The following is a 16,118-nucleotide window of genomic DNA, read 5'->3' as shown; positions in this document are numbered from 1 at the left end:
TCTGCCGAGGCGGCCTTAGTGCATCCCGCTGGTAACCCACAGAGCCAGCACAGCCAGCGGCAGCGTCAGCACCACGGCGGCCAGGCCTGCCAGGGCGAAGCCGCCCCAGCGGACCCGCAGGTTGAGCGTCTGAAGCCGCTCATGCCACAACAGGGTGGCCAGCGACGCCCACGGAGCAACCAGGGGGCCAAGGTTTACGCCAATCAGCACGGCGGCCAGCCGCACGGGTGATCCGGCCACGGGCTCCATCGCCAGGTATGCAGGCAGGTTGTTGGCAACATTGGCGGCACCCGCACCCAGAGCAGCCAGCCGAAGCAGATCCGCCAGGCCTCCGCCGGATCCAGCGGCTGGGGCCAGGATTTCCGTGAGCCCGTGGGCGTGGAGTGCCTCCACCACCATAAAAAGTCCCGAAGCCAGCATCAGCGGGCGCCACGGCACCATGGACCAGTGCAGCGTCGAAGGCCGGCGCCAGAGGAATACAGCCAGCAAAAACACGGCCGCGGCGACGGCGGGGATCACCACCGGAATGCCGGACACGAGCGCCGGGAGCAGCACCAGCACCGTTCCTCCCGACACATAAAGCAGCCTCCTGTCCCGCACGTGGTGGGGAGTCTGCGGTCCATAGCGGCCACGGAAATCCTTGCGGAACGCCAGCCACAGCAGGGCCACCGGAACCAGCACTCCCACGAGGGCAGGCGCCCACACCAGCCCGGCAAATTTCAGCGGGCTGAACGCGAGCAGGTCCTGGGCAAGCAGGTTTGTCAGGTTGGACACCGGCAGGAGAAGCGAGGCGGTGTTGGCCAGCCACACCGTGGTCAGGGCGAACGGCAGCGGCGGAATCCTGGCATGGACTGCCAGCAGCACCACCACTGGAGTGACCAGCACAGCCGTGGTGTCCAGGGAAAGGAAGACCGTGGAAACGGTGGCCAGGGCAATCACCAGGAGCCACAGCAGAAAAACACTTCCGCGGCCCAACCAAGCGATTCGGTCCGTCACCACACGGAAGAGCCCTGCGTTGTCCACCAGTTCGGTCACCAGAGTCATGGCAACCACAAAAGTGAGGACGGGAACAGTACGGCCGGCGAGCTGCAGAAATGCCGGCCACGGCAGGAAACCCGAGACCAGACACCCTGCCCCGGCCAACAGCATGCCGCCAGGCAGGAGATAGCTCCTCCGGTTCTTCGGCCAGTGCAGGTGCTTCACTGCATAATCTTCGCACCGGTGGCTTCCAAGGCAACCCCTGCAGCGCTGAGACGGTAACTTTGTACCTATGAAGTACGCCCAGTCCATCCTGGACCTCATCGGCAATACGCCGCTCATCAAGCTCAACCACGTGACTGACGGCATCAAAGCCACCATCCTGGTCAAGCTGGAATACCTGAACCCCGGCGGTTCCATCAAGGACCGCATCGCGGCCAAGATGATCGACGAGGCGGAACGGGACGGCAAGCTGCTGCCGGGCGGGACCATCGTTGAACCGACGTCCGGGAACACCGGCGTCGGTCTGGCCCTCGTGGCCCAGCAAAAGGGCTACAAATGCATTTTTGTGGTGCCGGACAAGGTGGGCGAGGACAAGCGCGCCGTGCTCCAGGCCTACGGTGCGGAGGTAGTGGTGACACCCACCGCCGTGGCGCCTGACAGCCCGCAGAGCTACTACAGCGTTTCGGACCGCCTGGTCACCGAGATCCCAGGCGCCTACAAGCCGGACCAGTTCTCCAACCCGGCCGCCCCCGGCAGCCACTACGAATCCACCGGCCCGGAAATCTGGAAGGATACGGACGGCAAAGTCACGCACTGCGTCATCGGCGCCGGAACGGGCGGCACCATCACCGGCACCGGCCGCTACCTCAAAGAGGTTTCCGCCGACCGTGCGGAGTCCGACGGCGGACGGGTCCGGATCATCGGGGCGGACCCCGAAGGCTCTGTGTACTCGGGCGGCACCGGGCGACCGTACTTTGTTGAAGGCGTGGGCGAGGACATGTGGCCCGCGAACTACGACAAGTCCGTGCCGGATGATGTCATTGCGGTGAGCGATGCCGACTCCTTCGCCATGACGCGCCGCCTGGCCCGCGAGGAAGGCCTGCTGGTGGGAGGCTCGTCCGGCATGGCTGTGGTGGCAGCGCTGCAGACGGCAAGGGATCTCCCTGAGGACGCCGTGGTGGTGGTGATCCTGCCGGACTCCGGCCGGGGCTACCTGGCCAAGATCTTCAATGACCAGTGGATGCGCTCCTACGGCTTCCTGTCCGGCGGGGAAGAAACCTCCGTGGGCGAGGTCATCAAATCCAAGAACGGCGAGCTTCCCGACCTGGTGCACATCCATCCCAACGAGACCGTCCGTGACGTCATCAACATCATGAACGAGTACGGCGTCAGCCACATCCCCGTGCTCTCCCAGGAGCCGCCGGTGGTGATGGGCGAGGTGCTCGGTGCCGTCGATGAACGGAGCCTCACCTCCAAGCTGTTCCGAGGCGAAGCGAAACTGACGGACAAGATTTCCGAGCACATGGGGGAGAAACTGCCCGTCATCGGGTCCCTCGAAACCATTTCGGCCGCCCGCGAGCTGCTTTCCGACGTCGACACTGTGATGGTCACGTTTGTCGGCGCCCCCGTGGGCATCCTCACCCGCCACGACCTCCTCGCCTACCTCAGCAACTGACCCGGTGGTTGAGCCTGTCGAAACCGCGGATCTCCGACAGGCTCGATCACCAGCCGAAAGGATCTTCAATGTCTGTCTCAGACAGTGTCAATTCAACTAAGAGTCCAGGATTCAACACCCGTGCCGTCCACGCCGGCCAGGCTTTCGAGCCACGCACCGGCGCCGTTGTACCGCCCGTGCATTTCAGCTCCACCTATGCCCAGGACGGCATCGGCGGGCTGCGTGACGGCTACGAATACGGCCGCGGAACCAACCCCACCCGTGATGCCCTGCAGGAACAGCTGGCGGCTCTCGAAGGCGGCACCCACGCATATTCCTTCAGCTCCGGCCTGGCTGCGGAGGACTCGCTGATCCGTGCCCTCACCCGTCCGGGCGACCACATTGTGCTCGGCAACGACGCCTATGGCGGCACCTACCGGCTCATCAGCCGCGTCCTGGGTGAGTGGGGGATCGGCAACACCCCGGTGGATATGTCCGATCCTGACGCCGTGGCCACTGCAGTAGCAGCCGGCGGATCAGCAGCCAACAAAACCCGCCTCGTGTGGGTGGAGACGCCGTCCAACCCGATGATGAAAATCACTGACATCGAGGCCCTCGCCAAGGTAGCGCACGACGCCGGTGCCCTCCTGGTGGTGGATAACACCTTTGCCTCCCCCTACCTGCAGAACCCGCTCGCGCTGGGCGCCGACGTGGTGGTCCACTCCACCACCAAGTACATCGGCGGCCACTCCGACGTTGTGGGCGGAGCAATCGTAGTCAATGACGCCGAACTGGCCGAGAAGATCGGCTTCGTGCAATTCGCGGTCGGTGCCGTGTCCGGCCCGATGGACGCCTTCCTCACCACCCGCGGCCTGAAGACCCTGGGCGTGCGGATGGACCGTCACAGCGACAACGCCCAGGCCGTGGCCGAATGGCTGCTCCAGCGCCCTGAAGTGGAGGCAGTGCTGTACCCGGGCCTGCCCTCACACCCGGGCCATGAGCTCGCAAAGAAGCAGATGAAGAAGTTCGGCGGCATGATTTCCGTGCAGTTCAAGGGCGGCGAGGCTGCGGCCCGCAAGGTCGCCGAGTCCACGTCCGTGTTCACGCTGGCGGAGTCGTTGGGCGGCATCGAATCGCTGATGAACTACCCGTCCGAAATGACCCATGCCTCCGTCAAGGGCACGGAGCTGGCGGTTCCCGTGAACCTGATCCGGCTCTCCTGCGGCATCGAGGACGTTGAGGACCTCATCGCGGACCTCGAGCACGCCTTCACGTTCCTCCGGTGACAGCGCCACCCCGGGCACTTTCCCCGACCACACGCGGCTGGATCGCGACGGCGGCCGGCGCGCTCGCCGTCGTCGTCGCACTGGTGGTGCTGTACTCGGCCTACATACCTCTCATGAACGACTTCGAGGTGTACTACTACGGCGGCAGCCGCGTGCTGCAGACCGGCGAGACCGGCGTCAACGAGCTGTACGCTCCGCGCGACGGGCTGCCCTTCACCTACCCGCCGTTCGCGGCCCTGCTGTTCGCGCTGCTGGCAACCCTTAGCCTGAGCGCAAGCAGCCTGATTTTTATCACGACGGCGCTCGTCGGGGCAGCCGTCGTGGCCGCCTGGCTGACGCGGCACTACTTCGGGCTGCGCGGCTGGCGGGCTGCCTTCGGAGACTGGCGCTTCCGGGCGGTTGCGCTTGCCGGAACCGCGGCGATTCTGCTGCTGGGGCCGTGGCGGGACACTTTCGATTTCGGTCAGATCAACATCATCCTGATGGGCCTGATCCTGGCCGACTTCGCCCTGTACAGGAAGTCCCGGGCCGGTGAACTGAGGTGGCCTGCGGGGCTGCTCATCGGCTTGGCAGCGGGGATCAAACTCACGCCGCTGGCATTCGGGCTGTACTTCCTGGTCCGCCGGGACTTCAAGGCGCTGGGGTGGATGGCGGCCGGGTTCCTGGGATCCATTGCGTTTGCCTGGGCCATGCTGCCCAACGCGTCCAGGACATTCTGGACCAGCATCCTGCCGGACACGGGGCGGATCGGCGGCCCGGCCTACATGGACAACCTGTCCGTCAAGGGCCTGCTTCTGCACCTTGGCTTGCCTGACTCCGGGCTGACCAGCGTCCTGTGGCTGGTGCTGTCCCTCATGCTGGTGGCCGTGGCTGCGCTCGTGATTAAATGGGCCGTGGCCGCAGATGAGAACTTCGTCGCAGTTTCCGCCACCGCGGTGCTGATGCTGCTGATCAGCCCCGTTTCATGGTCGCACCACTGGGTGTGGATGGCGGTGGCGCTGCCGTCCATGGCTTTCGCAATGCACCGGGTCCCCTCCCGCTACGGCAAAATGCGCCTGTGGGGCTGGATCATTGTGGCCGTGACCGCGGTCTCGTTCTACCTCACGCCCAAGTATCTGGCCGTGATGGCCGGTGCCCGCGAATGGGGCAAGGATCCGCAGACGCAGTGGCAGCTGATCGTTGCCAGCCTTGGTGTGCTGTGCGGAATCGCGCTGCTGGTCTACTGGGCGCTTGCCTACCGGCCGTCCCGGGCAGGGATCACGGCCGGGGCCGCCACGGCCAGCGGATCCTCGGCACCCTGACGCCGCATTAAGCCGGTGTTCCGGTGCCGTGCGGGAGAGGCTCCCGCACGGCACCGGAGTTTCTCGACCGGGCTGCGTCAGCCGGAGATTCCCACGTTGCCGTCCTCTTCGCGGCCCGTCAGGCGGCGGCCGAACGAGGCATCCTCTGGCGAACTGATCTGGACGTCATACCAGCCCTCGAACGTTTCCCAGCCGATCTTCTTCTTGTGGCCTGCCTTCAGCACCACCTTGTCGCTCGAATCGACGTACTGCAGGGAGGCCAGCAACAGAGTGACGGTTTCCGTACCGCTGTTATGCAGCTCCAGCTCTACGTCGTTCTTGCCACGCCGGCCGTTGACGGAAACGTCGACGCCGGAGGCGGGCCCCGCCGTCGAACCCTTCAGCCCGTACTGGAACCGGTTGGGGCCGGTGACCACCACGTCAAAGCTGCCACCCGGAACCGGAATCTCAGTACCCAGGTGCCCCTTCACGTCGAAGTGCCGCGGTTCGGTGACCTCGCCGGCGTAGCCGTACACGGTGAAATGTGTGGACTGGGTGCCGCTGTTGTCCAGCGAGAGGGCAATGCTGTTGCCCTTGACCACGGCGGATGTCCGGGGCCGATAAGGCAGCGGGCGGGCCGGGCGGGTGCCGGACTCCTGTATCGGAGCCACCTGCACCGCCGGCGGGTCCGGCCTCCAACGGGAGATCCTGGCGGGCACCGGGCCCGGCTGATCCAGCACAGGAGGCGTGCCGGCGGCATCGAAGTTGAACACTCCGGTGAGGTCACCGCATACGGTGCGGCGCCACGGGGAGATATTCGGTTCCTCGACTCCGGTCCAGCGCTCCAGGAATCTGATCACCGAGGTGTGGTCGAACACCTCGGAGCTGACATAGCCGCCGATGGTCCATGGCGAAACGACGGTCATGGGGACGCGCGGGCCCAGGCCGATGGGCAGGGCTGTGGTCCAGTCGCTGGACTCGCCGGTGGCGGGACGTGGCTGGACGGGCGGCGGCACGTGGTCAAAGTAGCCATCGTTTTCGTCGAAGTTCAGGAAGATTGCGGTGCTGGCCCAGGTATCCGGGTTGCTGGCCACGGTGTCCAGGAGCCTGTAAACGAAGTTGGCGCTGCCCACCGGAGTGGAGGAACTCGGGTGCTCGGAGTCGGCGGCGGACGGCACCAGCCAGCTGACCTGCGGCAGCGTGCCGGCGTTAATGTCGGCGCCCAGGCGCTCCAACAGAGTGTCCGGCCGGCCGCGCCGCATGGCCTTGTCGAAGAGTGCCTTCTCGGCGTCCGTCAGGCGTTCGTGGCCCTGCTCCAGCTGGGCGAGGAGGATCTCCCTGTCCGCGGGCGTCTTGCCGGCAAGCTGGTCGTAGAACTCCTCGGTGGTGCGCAGCTTCCCGTCCACGCCTGCAAGCATCTTGTGGCCGATCGCCTTGAAGCTCTGGAAGTACTCCACGGCGTTGTCCCCGAAATTGTCCCAGTCCTGGTAGATCTGCCACGAGACGCCGGCTTCTTCAAGGCGTTCCGGGTAGGTGGTCCAGTTGTAGCCGCCGTGGTCATAGCCGTAAGCGGCGTTGCTGACGGCGCGGCTGCTGCTGCCGGGCTCGTTGCCCGTGGTGCCGCTCCAGAGGTAGTTGCGGTTGGGGTTGGTGGAACCGTTGACGGAGCAGTGGTAGGCATCGCAAATGGTGAAGGTGTCCGCGAGTTCGTACTGCAGCGGGATGTCCGGGCGTTCGTAGAACGTCATGGTGGAGGCGCTTTTGGCGGGGACCCACTTGTCGCACCAGCCCTTGTTCCAGGCGGCCGTGGTGCCGGAGAAGGAGTGGTCCAGCCCGTTCAGGTATTGGATGTCCGAGTCCGGGCGGCCGGCGAGTTCCGCGGCCTTGCGGAGTGAGAAGGGCAGGACGCTTTCGCCTGCGGCCCGGGGTTGCTCGAACATCGATTTGCCGTTGGGGAGGCGGGGCACGGACTTGTCGCCGTAGCCGCGGACGCCTCGCAGCGAACCGAAATAGTGGTCGAATGACCGGTTTTCCTGCATGAGGACGATGACGTGCTTGATGGATTGAAGGCTTCCCGGCGGGACCGGCTTTGCCATGGCAGCCTGAACCGACGGCGGGAGCAGCGAACCGGTGGCTGCCAGAGCGGTGGCTGCCGCAGCCGTGCCGAGGAAACCTCGCCGGGAAAGTCCTGGGGTTGAACGGTTCACCGGTATTGCGTCATGCGTTGTCATGTTAGGGATTGCCTTTCATGGACCAGAGTTGACCAGACGAATCTAGACACCGCGCATGAACCGGCGGTGAACTGGGGGAAGCCGCCCGGTGCGGCCCCCACCCGCTGGCTCCGGCGTCCCTGTGCCGGAGTCTTCGTTGCCTCATTGCAATACCTCCGGGGGCTCAGTTGTTCCAGGCCCTGTTTACGGGTCTGAGATGCGCTGGTTTTTCGCCAGGGCAAGTGCTTCCAGCTGGGCGGTGAGGGCCAGGATATGGCGTGAGAGGGCCGCCGGTTTGATCTGTTTGAAGGCGGCGTTCATCTGGATGATCGCGCGTTTGCGCATCGTCTCGTGTCTGATCGCTCTTTGGCGGGGTGTAGACGGTGCGTCATGCTTCTTGGTGACCTTCGCCCGGTGGCGCTGCTTTTCGATGAGTTTTTGCTGCGGCAGCAGGTAGTTGGTGAAGACGCGGTCCAGCTCCCAGATCTCATTGAGTTTGTCCAGCTCGGCGGCGGTGTCGTAGCGCAGGTAGCCGACCAGTTCCCGGACCCTGGCCCAGTTCTTTTGCTCCACGTGGGCGCCGTCGTTTTTGTTGCCCGGCCGGACCGGGTGAACGTGATCTCCTGCGCATGGCAGTAGGCCGGCAGATGATCGTTGATGAACTCAGACCCGTTGTCCGAATCGATCCCGATTATGGGGAACGGGAACACGGCGGTGACGTGCTCGAGGGCTTCAAAGACCCATTTGGCGGCCTTGTTCCGCACGGACCGGTTCGCCGTCCATCCTGTTGAAATGTCCGTCACCGTCAGGGTGAAACAGAACTCGCCGAAGCTGTTGCCTCCCTCGTGGCCGACCAGGTCGATCTCCACAAACCCCGGGACGGCGTCGTCCCATTCGGCCCAGGTGCGGATCCGGATCTGGGACTTGAGCAGCGTGCCGGGCTTGGTATGGGACCGTCCCCGTGCAATCAGGACCGGCAGCATCGGGGCCAGCAGCCTGCCGGCACGATCGGCGCTCTTATAGGCGAGGGCTTTCTTCTTCGTCACAGCTTGGCGCTGGGCCATCGTGAGCTCCATGAAAACGGGCATAACCCGCATCCGCCGCCACAACCGCGAACCACGCCGCTACGCGGAGGTTTTCATATGAGGCAACGTATCCGGCTACGCGGAGGTTTTCTATGAGTCAACGCGGTCTATTGACCGTGATTTGGGTCAGGTCTAGCCTTGCGATTGGCAGCGAAAAGTTCGACTGCCGGATTCTTTGGAGGTCAATTATGGCTATTGCAGTGGTCATGGATTTCGACGGCGGCACGCTGGATGACTATGACAAAGTGGTCGAGGGGATGCAGTTCACGCCCGGTGGGCAAGGCGCCCCGGGCGGGTTGTTCCACTGGGTGGCGGCCACCGAGGGCGGCACCCGGATCGTGGACGTGTGGCAGACCAAGGAACAGTCCGATGCGTTCTACCAGAACCAGCTCGGCCCCGTCACCGCCGAGCTCGGCATTGCCCAGCCCGTAGTGACCTCCTATGAGGTCCACAACTTCCTGACAGCAGGACCTGACGCCTGACACCTGGCCCAATGCAAGCCCGATGGCGGCGGCGCGGATCCCGTGGGAGGGGCGCTGCCGCCGTCGTCGTCCTATTCTTCGCGTCGTGCGGCATCCGGACTAGCTTTCTTTAGAATAGTTAGCTACTCTCATGCCATGCCTTTGCGATCTGACTGGTCCGCGCGTACCTGCAGCCTGGCCCGTGGCCTCGATGTCCTCGGCGACCCCTGGGGGAGCCTGGTGCTTCGTGAGGTTTTCTTCGGCAACGGGCGATTCGACGCCATCAGGAAGCGGTTGGGGGTAGCGGACAACGTCCTGAGCAAGCGGCTTGGCTGGCTGCTCGACGCCGGGATCCTGGCCCGGCGCCCGTACGTGGACGGCGGCCGCACACGCCAGGAATACGTTCTCACCCCAAAGGGCGAGGACTCCCTTCCGGTCCTGAACGCCATTATCATCTGGGCCGAAAAGCACCTTGATGCGCCTACCGATGTCGCCCACATGAGGGTTATCCACACGGACTGCGGGCTGCCCACGGCCTCTGCCGATACCTGCACCCATTGCGGGGCCCCGCTGACCGCGGCCAACACCAGCTGGCACAGCCTCAAACGCACCGAACACCCGGTGCCGCTCGCAGTCGCACCCGTTCCCGCCGTACCCTCCCACGAAACGGAGCTCCCCGCATGACCACCCCCGATGCCATCGAGCTGCCTACCGGCAAGACCCCGCGACGGAAACTGCACCCGGCCTGGATCGTGGCTGCGGTGGCATTCCTGGCCTTGGTCGGTGCCGCCGGTTTCCGGGCGGCACCCGGGGTCCTCATGGTGCCGCTGCAGCAGGAATTCGGCTGGTCCACCACAGTCCTCTCGGCCGCTGTGAGCATCAACCTGGTGCTGTTCGGGCTCACGGCACCGTTCGCCGCGGCCCTCATGGAGCGGTTCGGCATCCGGGCGGTGACATCCGCGGCGCTGGTCCTGATCGGTGCCGGAAGCGCACTGACCGTGTTCGTCAGCGAGTCCTGGCAGATCCTGCTCACCTGGGGGCTGCTGATCGGGCTTGGGACCGGATCCATGGCACTCGTGTTTGCCGCCACCATCGCGAACACATGGTTCTCCAAAAACCGCGGCCTGGTGATCGGCATCCTCACCGCCGGCAGTGCCGCCGGTCAGCTGGTGTTCCTGCCCTTCATCGCAATGCTGGCACAGGAACCCGGCTGGCGCCAGGCCTCGCTGCTGATCGCCGCAGGGGCGTTTGCAGTGGTCCCGCTGGTCATTAAGTTCCTTAAGAACTCACCGGCCGACGTCGGGGTGTTGCCCTACGGTGAAGAGGCACCGGCCGCGGGCGATCAGGAAGACGGCGAAGCGGCGGCTCCCGCGCCCGAGGCGCCACCCGCTGCGGAACCCAGCCGGAACGCGGCCATCCGTGCGCTCCAGGTGCTCAAGCGAGCCAGTAAAGTCCGCACCTTCTGGGCGCTCGTTGCAGGCTTCGCCATCTGCGGCGCCACCACCAACGGGCTGATCGGAACCCACTTCATTCCCTCGGCCCACGACCACGGCATGCCGGAGACCACCGCAGCGGGGCTGCTGGCCGTCGTCGGGATCTTCGACATCCTGGGCACCATCGCATCCGGCTGGCTGACGGACCGCTTCAACCCGCGGATCCTGCTGGCGGTCTACTACCAGTTCCGTGGCATCGGGTTGCTCGTGCTCCCGCTGCTCCTGAGCGCCACCGTGCAGCCCAGCATGATGGTGTTTGTGGTGATCTATGGCCTGGACTGGGTGGCCACGGTGCCGCCCACCGCGGCGATCTGCCGCAAGACATTCGGCGCAGACGGCAGCGTGGTGTTCGGTTGGGTGTTCGCCGCCCACCAGCTGGGTGCGGCCGCGGCTGCACTGGGGGCGGGCGCGATCCGCGACGCCACCGGCCAGTACACCTACGCCTGGTTCGCCGCGGCCGCCATGTGCACCGTCGCCGCCGTCATCAGCGCCACCATCCGCAAGGACAGGAGCGTTCAGGAGCCAGTGCCGGTTCCGGTTCCGGTTCCATCGAGGTGAGACTTCGCGCCCGTGTTGGCAACCAACACGGGCGCGAAGTCTCACCTCAGCGAGGCGCTAGCCCCATGACGCAGCGTTAGCCCCGCGCCGCAGCGACACCCTCCCGCGCATCGGCGTCGTAGTGGTACACCGGCTTGCCGCCGATCCACACCTTCAGTGCCCGCTGCATCACATCCAGGGGATCGCCGCTCCACAATACGAGGTCGGCGTCCTTGCCCTTTTTGAGTGACCCCACGCGGTCTGCGAGCCCCAGGACCTTTGCCGGGTTGATGGTGATTGCCCTGAGCGCCGTTTCGCGGTCCAGGCCTTCCTTGATGGCCAGGGTGCACTGGTGGACCAGGAAGTGGATGGGGATCACAGGGTGGTCCGTGATGATGGAAATCTCGACGCCGGCCGCCGCGAGCTTGCCCGGATTCTGCATTGAGCGCCCCCGCAGCTCTACCTTTGACTTGGTGGTGAACAGCGGGCCGATCAACACCGGAATACCGCGTTCGGCGAGGACATCGCCCAGGACGTGGGCTTCAGTGCCGTGGTCCAGGACAAGCTCATAGCCGAACTCGTCCGCGAGCCTGAGGGCAGTGGCGATGTCGTCCGCGCGGTGGCAGTGCTGGCGCCACGGGATCTCGCGGCGCAGCACCATGGCAAGGGCTTCCATGCGCGGATCAATCGCGTTCTTGTCCTTCTTGGCCATGTAGTTCTGGGCGTCGATGAAGGCCTTGCGGATCACCATGGCCGTGCCGAGCCGGGTGGAGGGCGTCTGCTTCTTTTCGCCATAGTTGCGCTTGGGGTTCTCACCGAGAGCCGATTTCAGGCCGCTGGGGGAACGAAGCACCATTTCCTCGATATACCGGCCGTGGGTGTGCAGGGCCACGGCCAGGCCTCCTATCGGGTTCCCGGAGCCGGGGTTGACGTTCACGGTTGTGATACCGCCGGCCAGCGCATCGTCAAAGCCAGGGTCGAACGGGTCCACGGCGTCAATCGCGCGGACCGCGGCCATGATGGGATCCGTCATCTCGTTGACGTCCGAAGTCGCGCTGACTTCGCCTTCCGGGTGCATGCCCAGATGCACATGGGCATCGATGAAACCGGGCAGCAGCCACTGGCCGCCGGCGTCGATGGTCTCGGCGTCCCCTGGGATTTTGACGGCCGGGCCGAGCGCGGCGATCTTGCCAGCCCTGACCACTACGGTGCCGTCGAAGGGTTCGCCTTCGATCGGGACCACATGGGCGTTGGTGATGGCCACGGTTTGGCTGTCGGTGACAGCAGAGGTCCTGACGGCAGCGGTCCTAACGGTGGTCCTGACACTGGTTGTGACACTTGTCCTGGCGGCGGCAGCTGCGGCGGGTGTTCGCATGTGCGGGAGTCCTTTCGATCGCGGAAGTCTTCCCGGCCAGCCTAGCCCTCCGGCCGAACGCGTGGGGCGGCTCGGTACAGCCGGGAATTGCATATGCACCGCAGCCGGCCGGCCAGGCGAACGAGCCGCTGACACAGCAGGCTGCCGCTACTAGGCTGGGGCATATGGGTTCCTCACCGCGCGAAGACGCTTGGCCCAAAACAGCGCTGATCACCGGAGCGGGCCGGGTTGCCGGGATCGGCGCCGGGATCGCCCGCCGGCTCGCGGCCGAGGGCTGGGACCTGGTCCTGACGTACTGGCAGGACTATGACGCCCGGATGCCGTGGGGGATCCAGCCGGACGACGTCGGGATCCTCACCGCGGAGCTCCGGGAAACCGGTGTCCGTGCGGTGGCGCTGGCCGCTGACTTCCAGGATCCGCAGGCTGTGGAGCGGCTCATGGCCGAGGCGGCAGAGCACGCAGGCCCGTTGCACGCCATGGTGCTCTGCCATGCAGAATCAGTGGATTCCGGCGTCCTGGACACCACACTCGAGGCATTCGACCGCCACTTCGCGGTGAACACGCGTGCCAGCTGGCAGCTGATCGCCGCGTTCGCGCAGCAGGCAACGCACGACGGCGGCGCCATAGTGGCGCTGACCAGCGACCACACGGCGTTCAACCTTCCGTACGGTGCGTCCAAGGGTGCGCTGGACCGGATTGTTATTGCCGCTGCCAGGGAACTGGGTCCGTTGGGAATCACTGCCAACGTGCTGAACCCCGGGCCCGTGGACACCGGCTGGATGGGCCCGGAGCTGAGGGAGGACCTGTCCCGGCGCCAGCCCGGCGGCCGGCTCGGGACACCGGACGATGTTGCCGGAACCGTTGCATTCCTGCTTTCGCCGGCGGGCCGCTGGGTATCAGGTCAGCTGATCAAGTCCGACGGCGGTTTCTCGGCCTAGCTGCCCGGCAACTCCTGTCCCGGCCTCCCGCCGAGGTGAGACTTCGCGCCCGTGTTTTTGCAGAACATCGGCGCCAAGTCTCACCTCGGCGCCAAGCCGCCGGGCTGCTTCGCCAGGAAGTACCCCCGGGCGGACGGCAGGAACCGGCACACAATGGCGAGAACAACGCCGAGGGCCAGCAGCACCACGCCGCTGACGAAAGCCCCGCCGATGCCGAAGATCTGCGTGTTGCCGTAGGCGGGATCCCACATCTGCACGGCCGAGATAAAGAAGGCCGCGGTCAACATCAGCGCCCCCAGCAGCGGCAGGATGCCGCGGAACCACAGGCTGCGGGCTGATCCGCGGAGCGTGCCGCGGAAGTACCAGACGCATGCGAAGCCGGTCAGCGCGTAGTAGAAGGCGATGAACAGGCTGATGGCGCTGATGGAATCGGACAGCAGGTTCTCGCTGAGGAAGCTCATCACCACGTAGTACACAATGGCGGCGGCACCCATCACCTGGGTGGAGAAGCCTGGTGTCTGATTGCGTTTGTGGACCTCGCCGAACCTGGCCGGCAGTGCGCCGTGGACCCCCATGGAGAGGGTGCCGCGGGCCGTCGGGAGAATGGTGGTCTGGGTGGAGGACAGCACGGAGGCCAGCACAGCGACCACAATCAGCCAGCCCCACGGACCCAGCACCACGTCCTTCATGGCCAGGAAGACGTCATCCTGGTTGGCGGTATTGCCCAGGCCGATGCCCTCTGTGCCCGCGGTGGCGTACATCATGACCAGCAGGGCCACCGATACATAAATGGCCACCAGGACAAAGGCCGAGATGATGGCGCCGCGGCCTGGTGTGACGGAGGGGTTTTCAGTTTCCTCGTTGACGGCCAAGCAGGTGTCCCAGCCCCAGTAGATGAACAGCGCCAGCAGGGCCCCGTGGACCACGGCGCCGGGGTCCGCAAAGGCTCCGGCCGGGTTGAACCACTCGACGTCGAACGCCTGGCCTTCCGGCGCTCCGCCGGAAGCGCCGCCCACAATCCGGACAATGATGGCCACCGCAAAGATGCCCAAGGCGATGTACTGGATGTATGTCAGGACGCGCTGGACGTGCTCACCCAGCCGGATGCCGCGGTAGTTCACAAGGGTCATAAAGGCAATGAACACGACGCCGGTAACGGTCACCACGGCCTTGTTCGCAGCCAGTGAGCCGTCGCCGATCAGCAGCCAGAGATACTGCCCGGCCACCTGCGCCAGATTGGCAAGGACCACGATGCCCGCCAGCGCCACACCCCAGCCGCCCAGCCAGCCGGCCCACGGACCGAAGGCTCGTCGCGCCCACGTGAACGTGGTGCCGCAGTCCGGCATGGCGCTGTTGAGTTCGCGGAAGGCATAGGCAATGAACAGCACGGGCACAAAGCCCAGGAGCAGGATCAGGGGAGTGTAGTTGCCGTTCACTGCAACGATCAGGCCGAGCGTGGCCGCCAGCGAATACACGGGTGCGGTGGAGGCCAGCCCCAGCATGACGGAGTCGCCGAGATCCAGGATCCCGGCGTGGAGCCCCTTGGCGGGGACAGCGCCACCGGACGGGCCCCCGGCGCCGCCGCCCGCCGTCGTGGTCTCTGTGCTCATAGTGCGATACCTGCTTTGCTGGAATAGGCCTTTGCTGAAAGCGGAGCGGCTGCGTCGATGGTGTTGGGCACAAAACGGCAGAAGTAATCGGTGATGGGGCCGTCGGATTCGCGGATCCCGCAGCCCACGGACTCGCCGTCCACCACCCACAGGCCCAGGACCGGGTGGTTACCGTCGAAGCTGGGGAGTGAGTGGAACTGTTGGTAGCACCAGCCCTCGCGACCGTACCCGCCAGTCTGCTCCATGTTGATGCCGTCGGCGTGGATCTTGATGTTGTCGCCTTCGCGCCCAAGCAGCGGCTTGGCCACCCACTCCTTCAGCGGCCCCGGTTCGTTGAGGTAGGCGGGGAGCAGATTGGGATGATCCGGATAGAGGTGCCAGAGTGCGGCCAGCAGGGCCTTGTTGGACAGCAGCATCTTCCAGGCAGGCTCAACCCAACGCGGATTGTGGGCACGCTGGAGCAGCCGGTGGCCGAAGGGCTCCTTCATCATGAGCTCCCACGGGTAGAGCTTGAACATGGTGCTGATCATGAAGTTGTCCAGGTCCACAAAGCGGTTCAGGTTGGGGTCCCAGCCGATGTCCGACATGTTGATCCCGATGGTGGTCCAGCCCGCCTGGCCGGCCACATCCCGCATGTAGGCGGCCGTCATCCAGTCCTCGCCGGATTCCTCGGCCTCCGAGTGCGCAATGTGCAGTGTGCTCATGCCGGTGCGGTACTGCAGTTTCTTCCACTGCCGGATTAGGGCCTCATGGATGCCGTTCCACTGGTCCTTCTCGGGGAAGACGTCCTGCAGCCAGAACCACTGGGCCACGGCGGCTTCGATGAGCCCGGTGGGGGTGTCAGCGTTGTACTCCAGCATCTTGGCCGGCCCGCCCTGGCCGTCGTAGACAAAGTCGAAGCGCCCGTAGATGTCCATATCGCCGGCCAGGAGTGATTCGCCGGCCAGCTCCAGCGCCTGCGGGCCGATCCCGATCTCGCCCATGGCGCCCGTGGCCAGGAACTTCGCCGCCTCGAGGCACATCCGGTGCATTTCCTCGGCGGTTCCCTCGAGGGTCTCCACCTCGTCCATGGTGAACTCGTAGTAGGCGGATTCGTTCCAGTACTCGATCTTCTTGCCGTCAGGCATGGTGGTGGTGGAAAAGACCAGGCCCTGCTCTTCGATCTTCTGCTTCCAGTCCGGCCGGGGCTCCGATGACAATCGCTTCAC

The 16,118-nt window shown here is 65.3% G+C and carries 13 protein-coding genes; 7 read left to right on the top strand and 6 right to left on the bottom strand.

Going from position 1 to position 16,118, the window contains the following annotated elements; translation table 11 throughout:
• Positions 1 to 15: 15 nt before the first annotated feature.
• Complete coding sequence (locus tag V3C33_13650) at positions 16 to 1,149, bottom strand: SLC13 family permease (protein XAS69740.1); 1,134 nt, start codon at positions 1,147 to 1,149, stop codon at positions 16 to 18.
• A 121-nt stretch (positions 1,150 to 1,270) separates the two neighbouring features.
• Between V3C33_13650 and V3C33_13645 the strand changes: the two genes are divergently transcribed.
• From V3C33_13645 to V3C33_13635, 3 genes are all read left to right on the top strand, one after another.
• Positions 1,271 to 2,656 (top strand): cystathionine beta-synthase, encoded by a 1,386-nt coding sequence (locus V3C33_13645; GenBank protein XAS66527.1) that lies wholly within the window; start codon positions 1,271 to 1,273, stop codon positions 2,654 to 2,656.
• 68 nt (positions 2,657 to 2,724) lie between these two features.
• Positions 2,725 to 3,921, top strand: a complete 1,197-nt coding sequence (locus tag V3C33_13640; GenBank protein XAS66526.1) for a cystathionine gamma-synthase — start codon at positions 2,725 to 2,727, stop codon at positions 3,919 to 3,921.
• Positions 3,918 to 5,222, top strand: coding sequence for a glycosyltransferase 87 family protein (locus V3C33_13635; protein XAS66525.1), 1,305 nt, complete (start codon positions 3,918 to 3,920; stop codon positions 5,220 to 5,222). The genes V3C33_13640 and V3C33_13635 overlap by 4 nt, the downstream gene beginning before the upstream one ends.
• Positions 5,223 to 5,299: 77 nt before the next feature.
• On the opposite strand, the gene V3C33_13630 is transcribed toward V3C33_13635, so the two are convergent.
• Together V3C33_13630 and V3C33_13625 are read right to left on the bottom strand one after the other, a co-directional pair.
• The gene (locus tag V3C33_13630; GenBank protein XAS66524.1) at positions 5,300 to 7,432 is read right to left on the bottom strand and encodes a phospholipase C, phosphocholine-specific; all 2,133 of its coding nucleotides are present in this window, start codon (positions 7,430 to 7,432) and stop codon (positions 5,300 to 5,302) included.
• 183 nt (positions 7,433 to 7,615) lie between these two features.
• The gene (locus V3C33_13625; GenBank protein ID XAS66523.1) at positions 7,616 to 7,984 is read right to left on the bottom strand and encodes a hypothetical protein; all 369 of its coding nucleotides are present in this window, start codon (positions 7,982 to 7,984) and stop codon (positions 7,616 to 7,618) included.
• A gap of 700 nt (positions 7,985 to 8,684) precedes the next feature.
• Between V3C33_13625 and V3C33_13620 the strand changes: the two genes are divergently transcribed.
• The 3 genes from V3C33_13620 to V3C33_13610 all read left to right on the top strand — a co-directional run bounded on the left by V3C33_13620 (position 8,685) and on the right by V3C33_13610 (position 11,008).
• A complete protein-coding gene (locus V3C33_13620) occupies positions 8,685 to 8,978 on the top strand; it encodes a hypothetical protein (GenBank protein ID XAS66522.1) in 294 nt (97 codons plus the stop codon).
• 135 nt (positions 8,979 to 9,113) lie between these two features.
• Positions 9,114 to 9,641 (top strand): helix-turn-helix domain-containing protein, encoded by a 528-nt coding sequence (locus V3C33_13615; protein XAS66521.1) that lies wholly within the window; start codon positions 9,114 to 9,116, stop codon positions 9,639 to 9,641.
• Complete coding sequence (locus V3C33_13610) at positions 9,638 to 11,008, top strand: MFS transporter (GenBank protein XAS66520.1); 1,371 nt, start codon at positions 9,638 to 9,640, stop codon at positions 11,006 to 11,008. The genes V3C33_13615 and V3C33_13610 overlap by 4 nt, the downstream gene beginning before the upstream one ends.
• 76 nt (positions 11,009 to 11,084) lie before the next feature.
• On the opposite strand, the gene V3C33_13605 is transcribed toward V3C33_13610, so the two are convergent.
• Entirely contained in the window at positions 11,085 to 12,362 is a 1,278-nt protein-coding gene (locus V3C33_13605) for an amidohydrolase (GenBank protein ID XAS66519.1), read from the bottom strand.
• A 164-nt stretch (positions 12,363 to 12,526) separates the two neighbouring features.
• Between V3C33_13605 and V3C33_13600 the strand changes: the two genes are divergently transcribed.
• Positions 12,527 to 13,300, top strand: coding sequence for an SDR family oxidoreductase (locus tag V3C33_13600; GenBank protein XAS66518.1), 774 nt, complete (start codon positions 12,527 to 12,529; stop codon positions 13,298 to 13,300).
• 80 nt (positions 13,301 to 13,380) lie between these two features.
• On the opposite strand, the gene V3C33_13595 is transcribed toward V3C33_13600, so the two are convergent.
• Both V3C33_13595 and V3C33_13590 read right to left on the bottom strand, forming a co-directional pair.
• Positions 13,381 to 14,910, bottom strand: a complete 1,530-nt coding sequence (locus V3C33_13595; protein XAS66517.1) for an APC family permease — start codon at positions 14,908 to 14,910, stop codon at positions 13,381 to 13,383.
• A complete protein-coding gene (locus V3C33_13590; GenBank protein XAS66516.1) occupies positions 14,907 to 16,118 on the bottom strand; it encodes a glutathionylspermidine synthase family protein in 1,212 nt (403 codons plus the stop codon). Before V3C33_13590 ends, V3C33_13595 begins: the two co-directional genes overlap by 4 nt.

Source organism: Micrococcaceae bacterium Sec5.7 (genome assembly GCA_039636785.1).
Taxonomy (GTDB): domain Bacteria; phylum Actinomycetota; class Actinomycetes; order Actinomycetales; family Micrococcaceae; genus Arthrobacter.
Note: the sequence above shows the minus strand (reverse complement) of the source record. Positions and strands in the feature narration are given on the sequence as shown.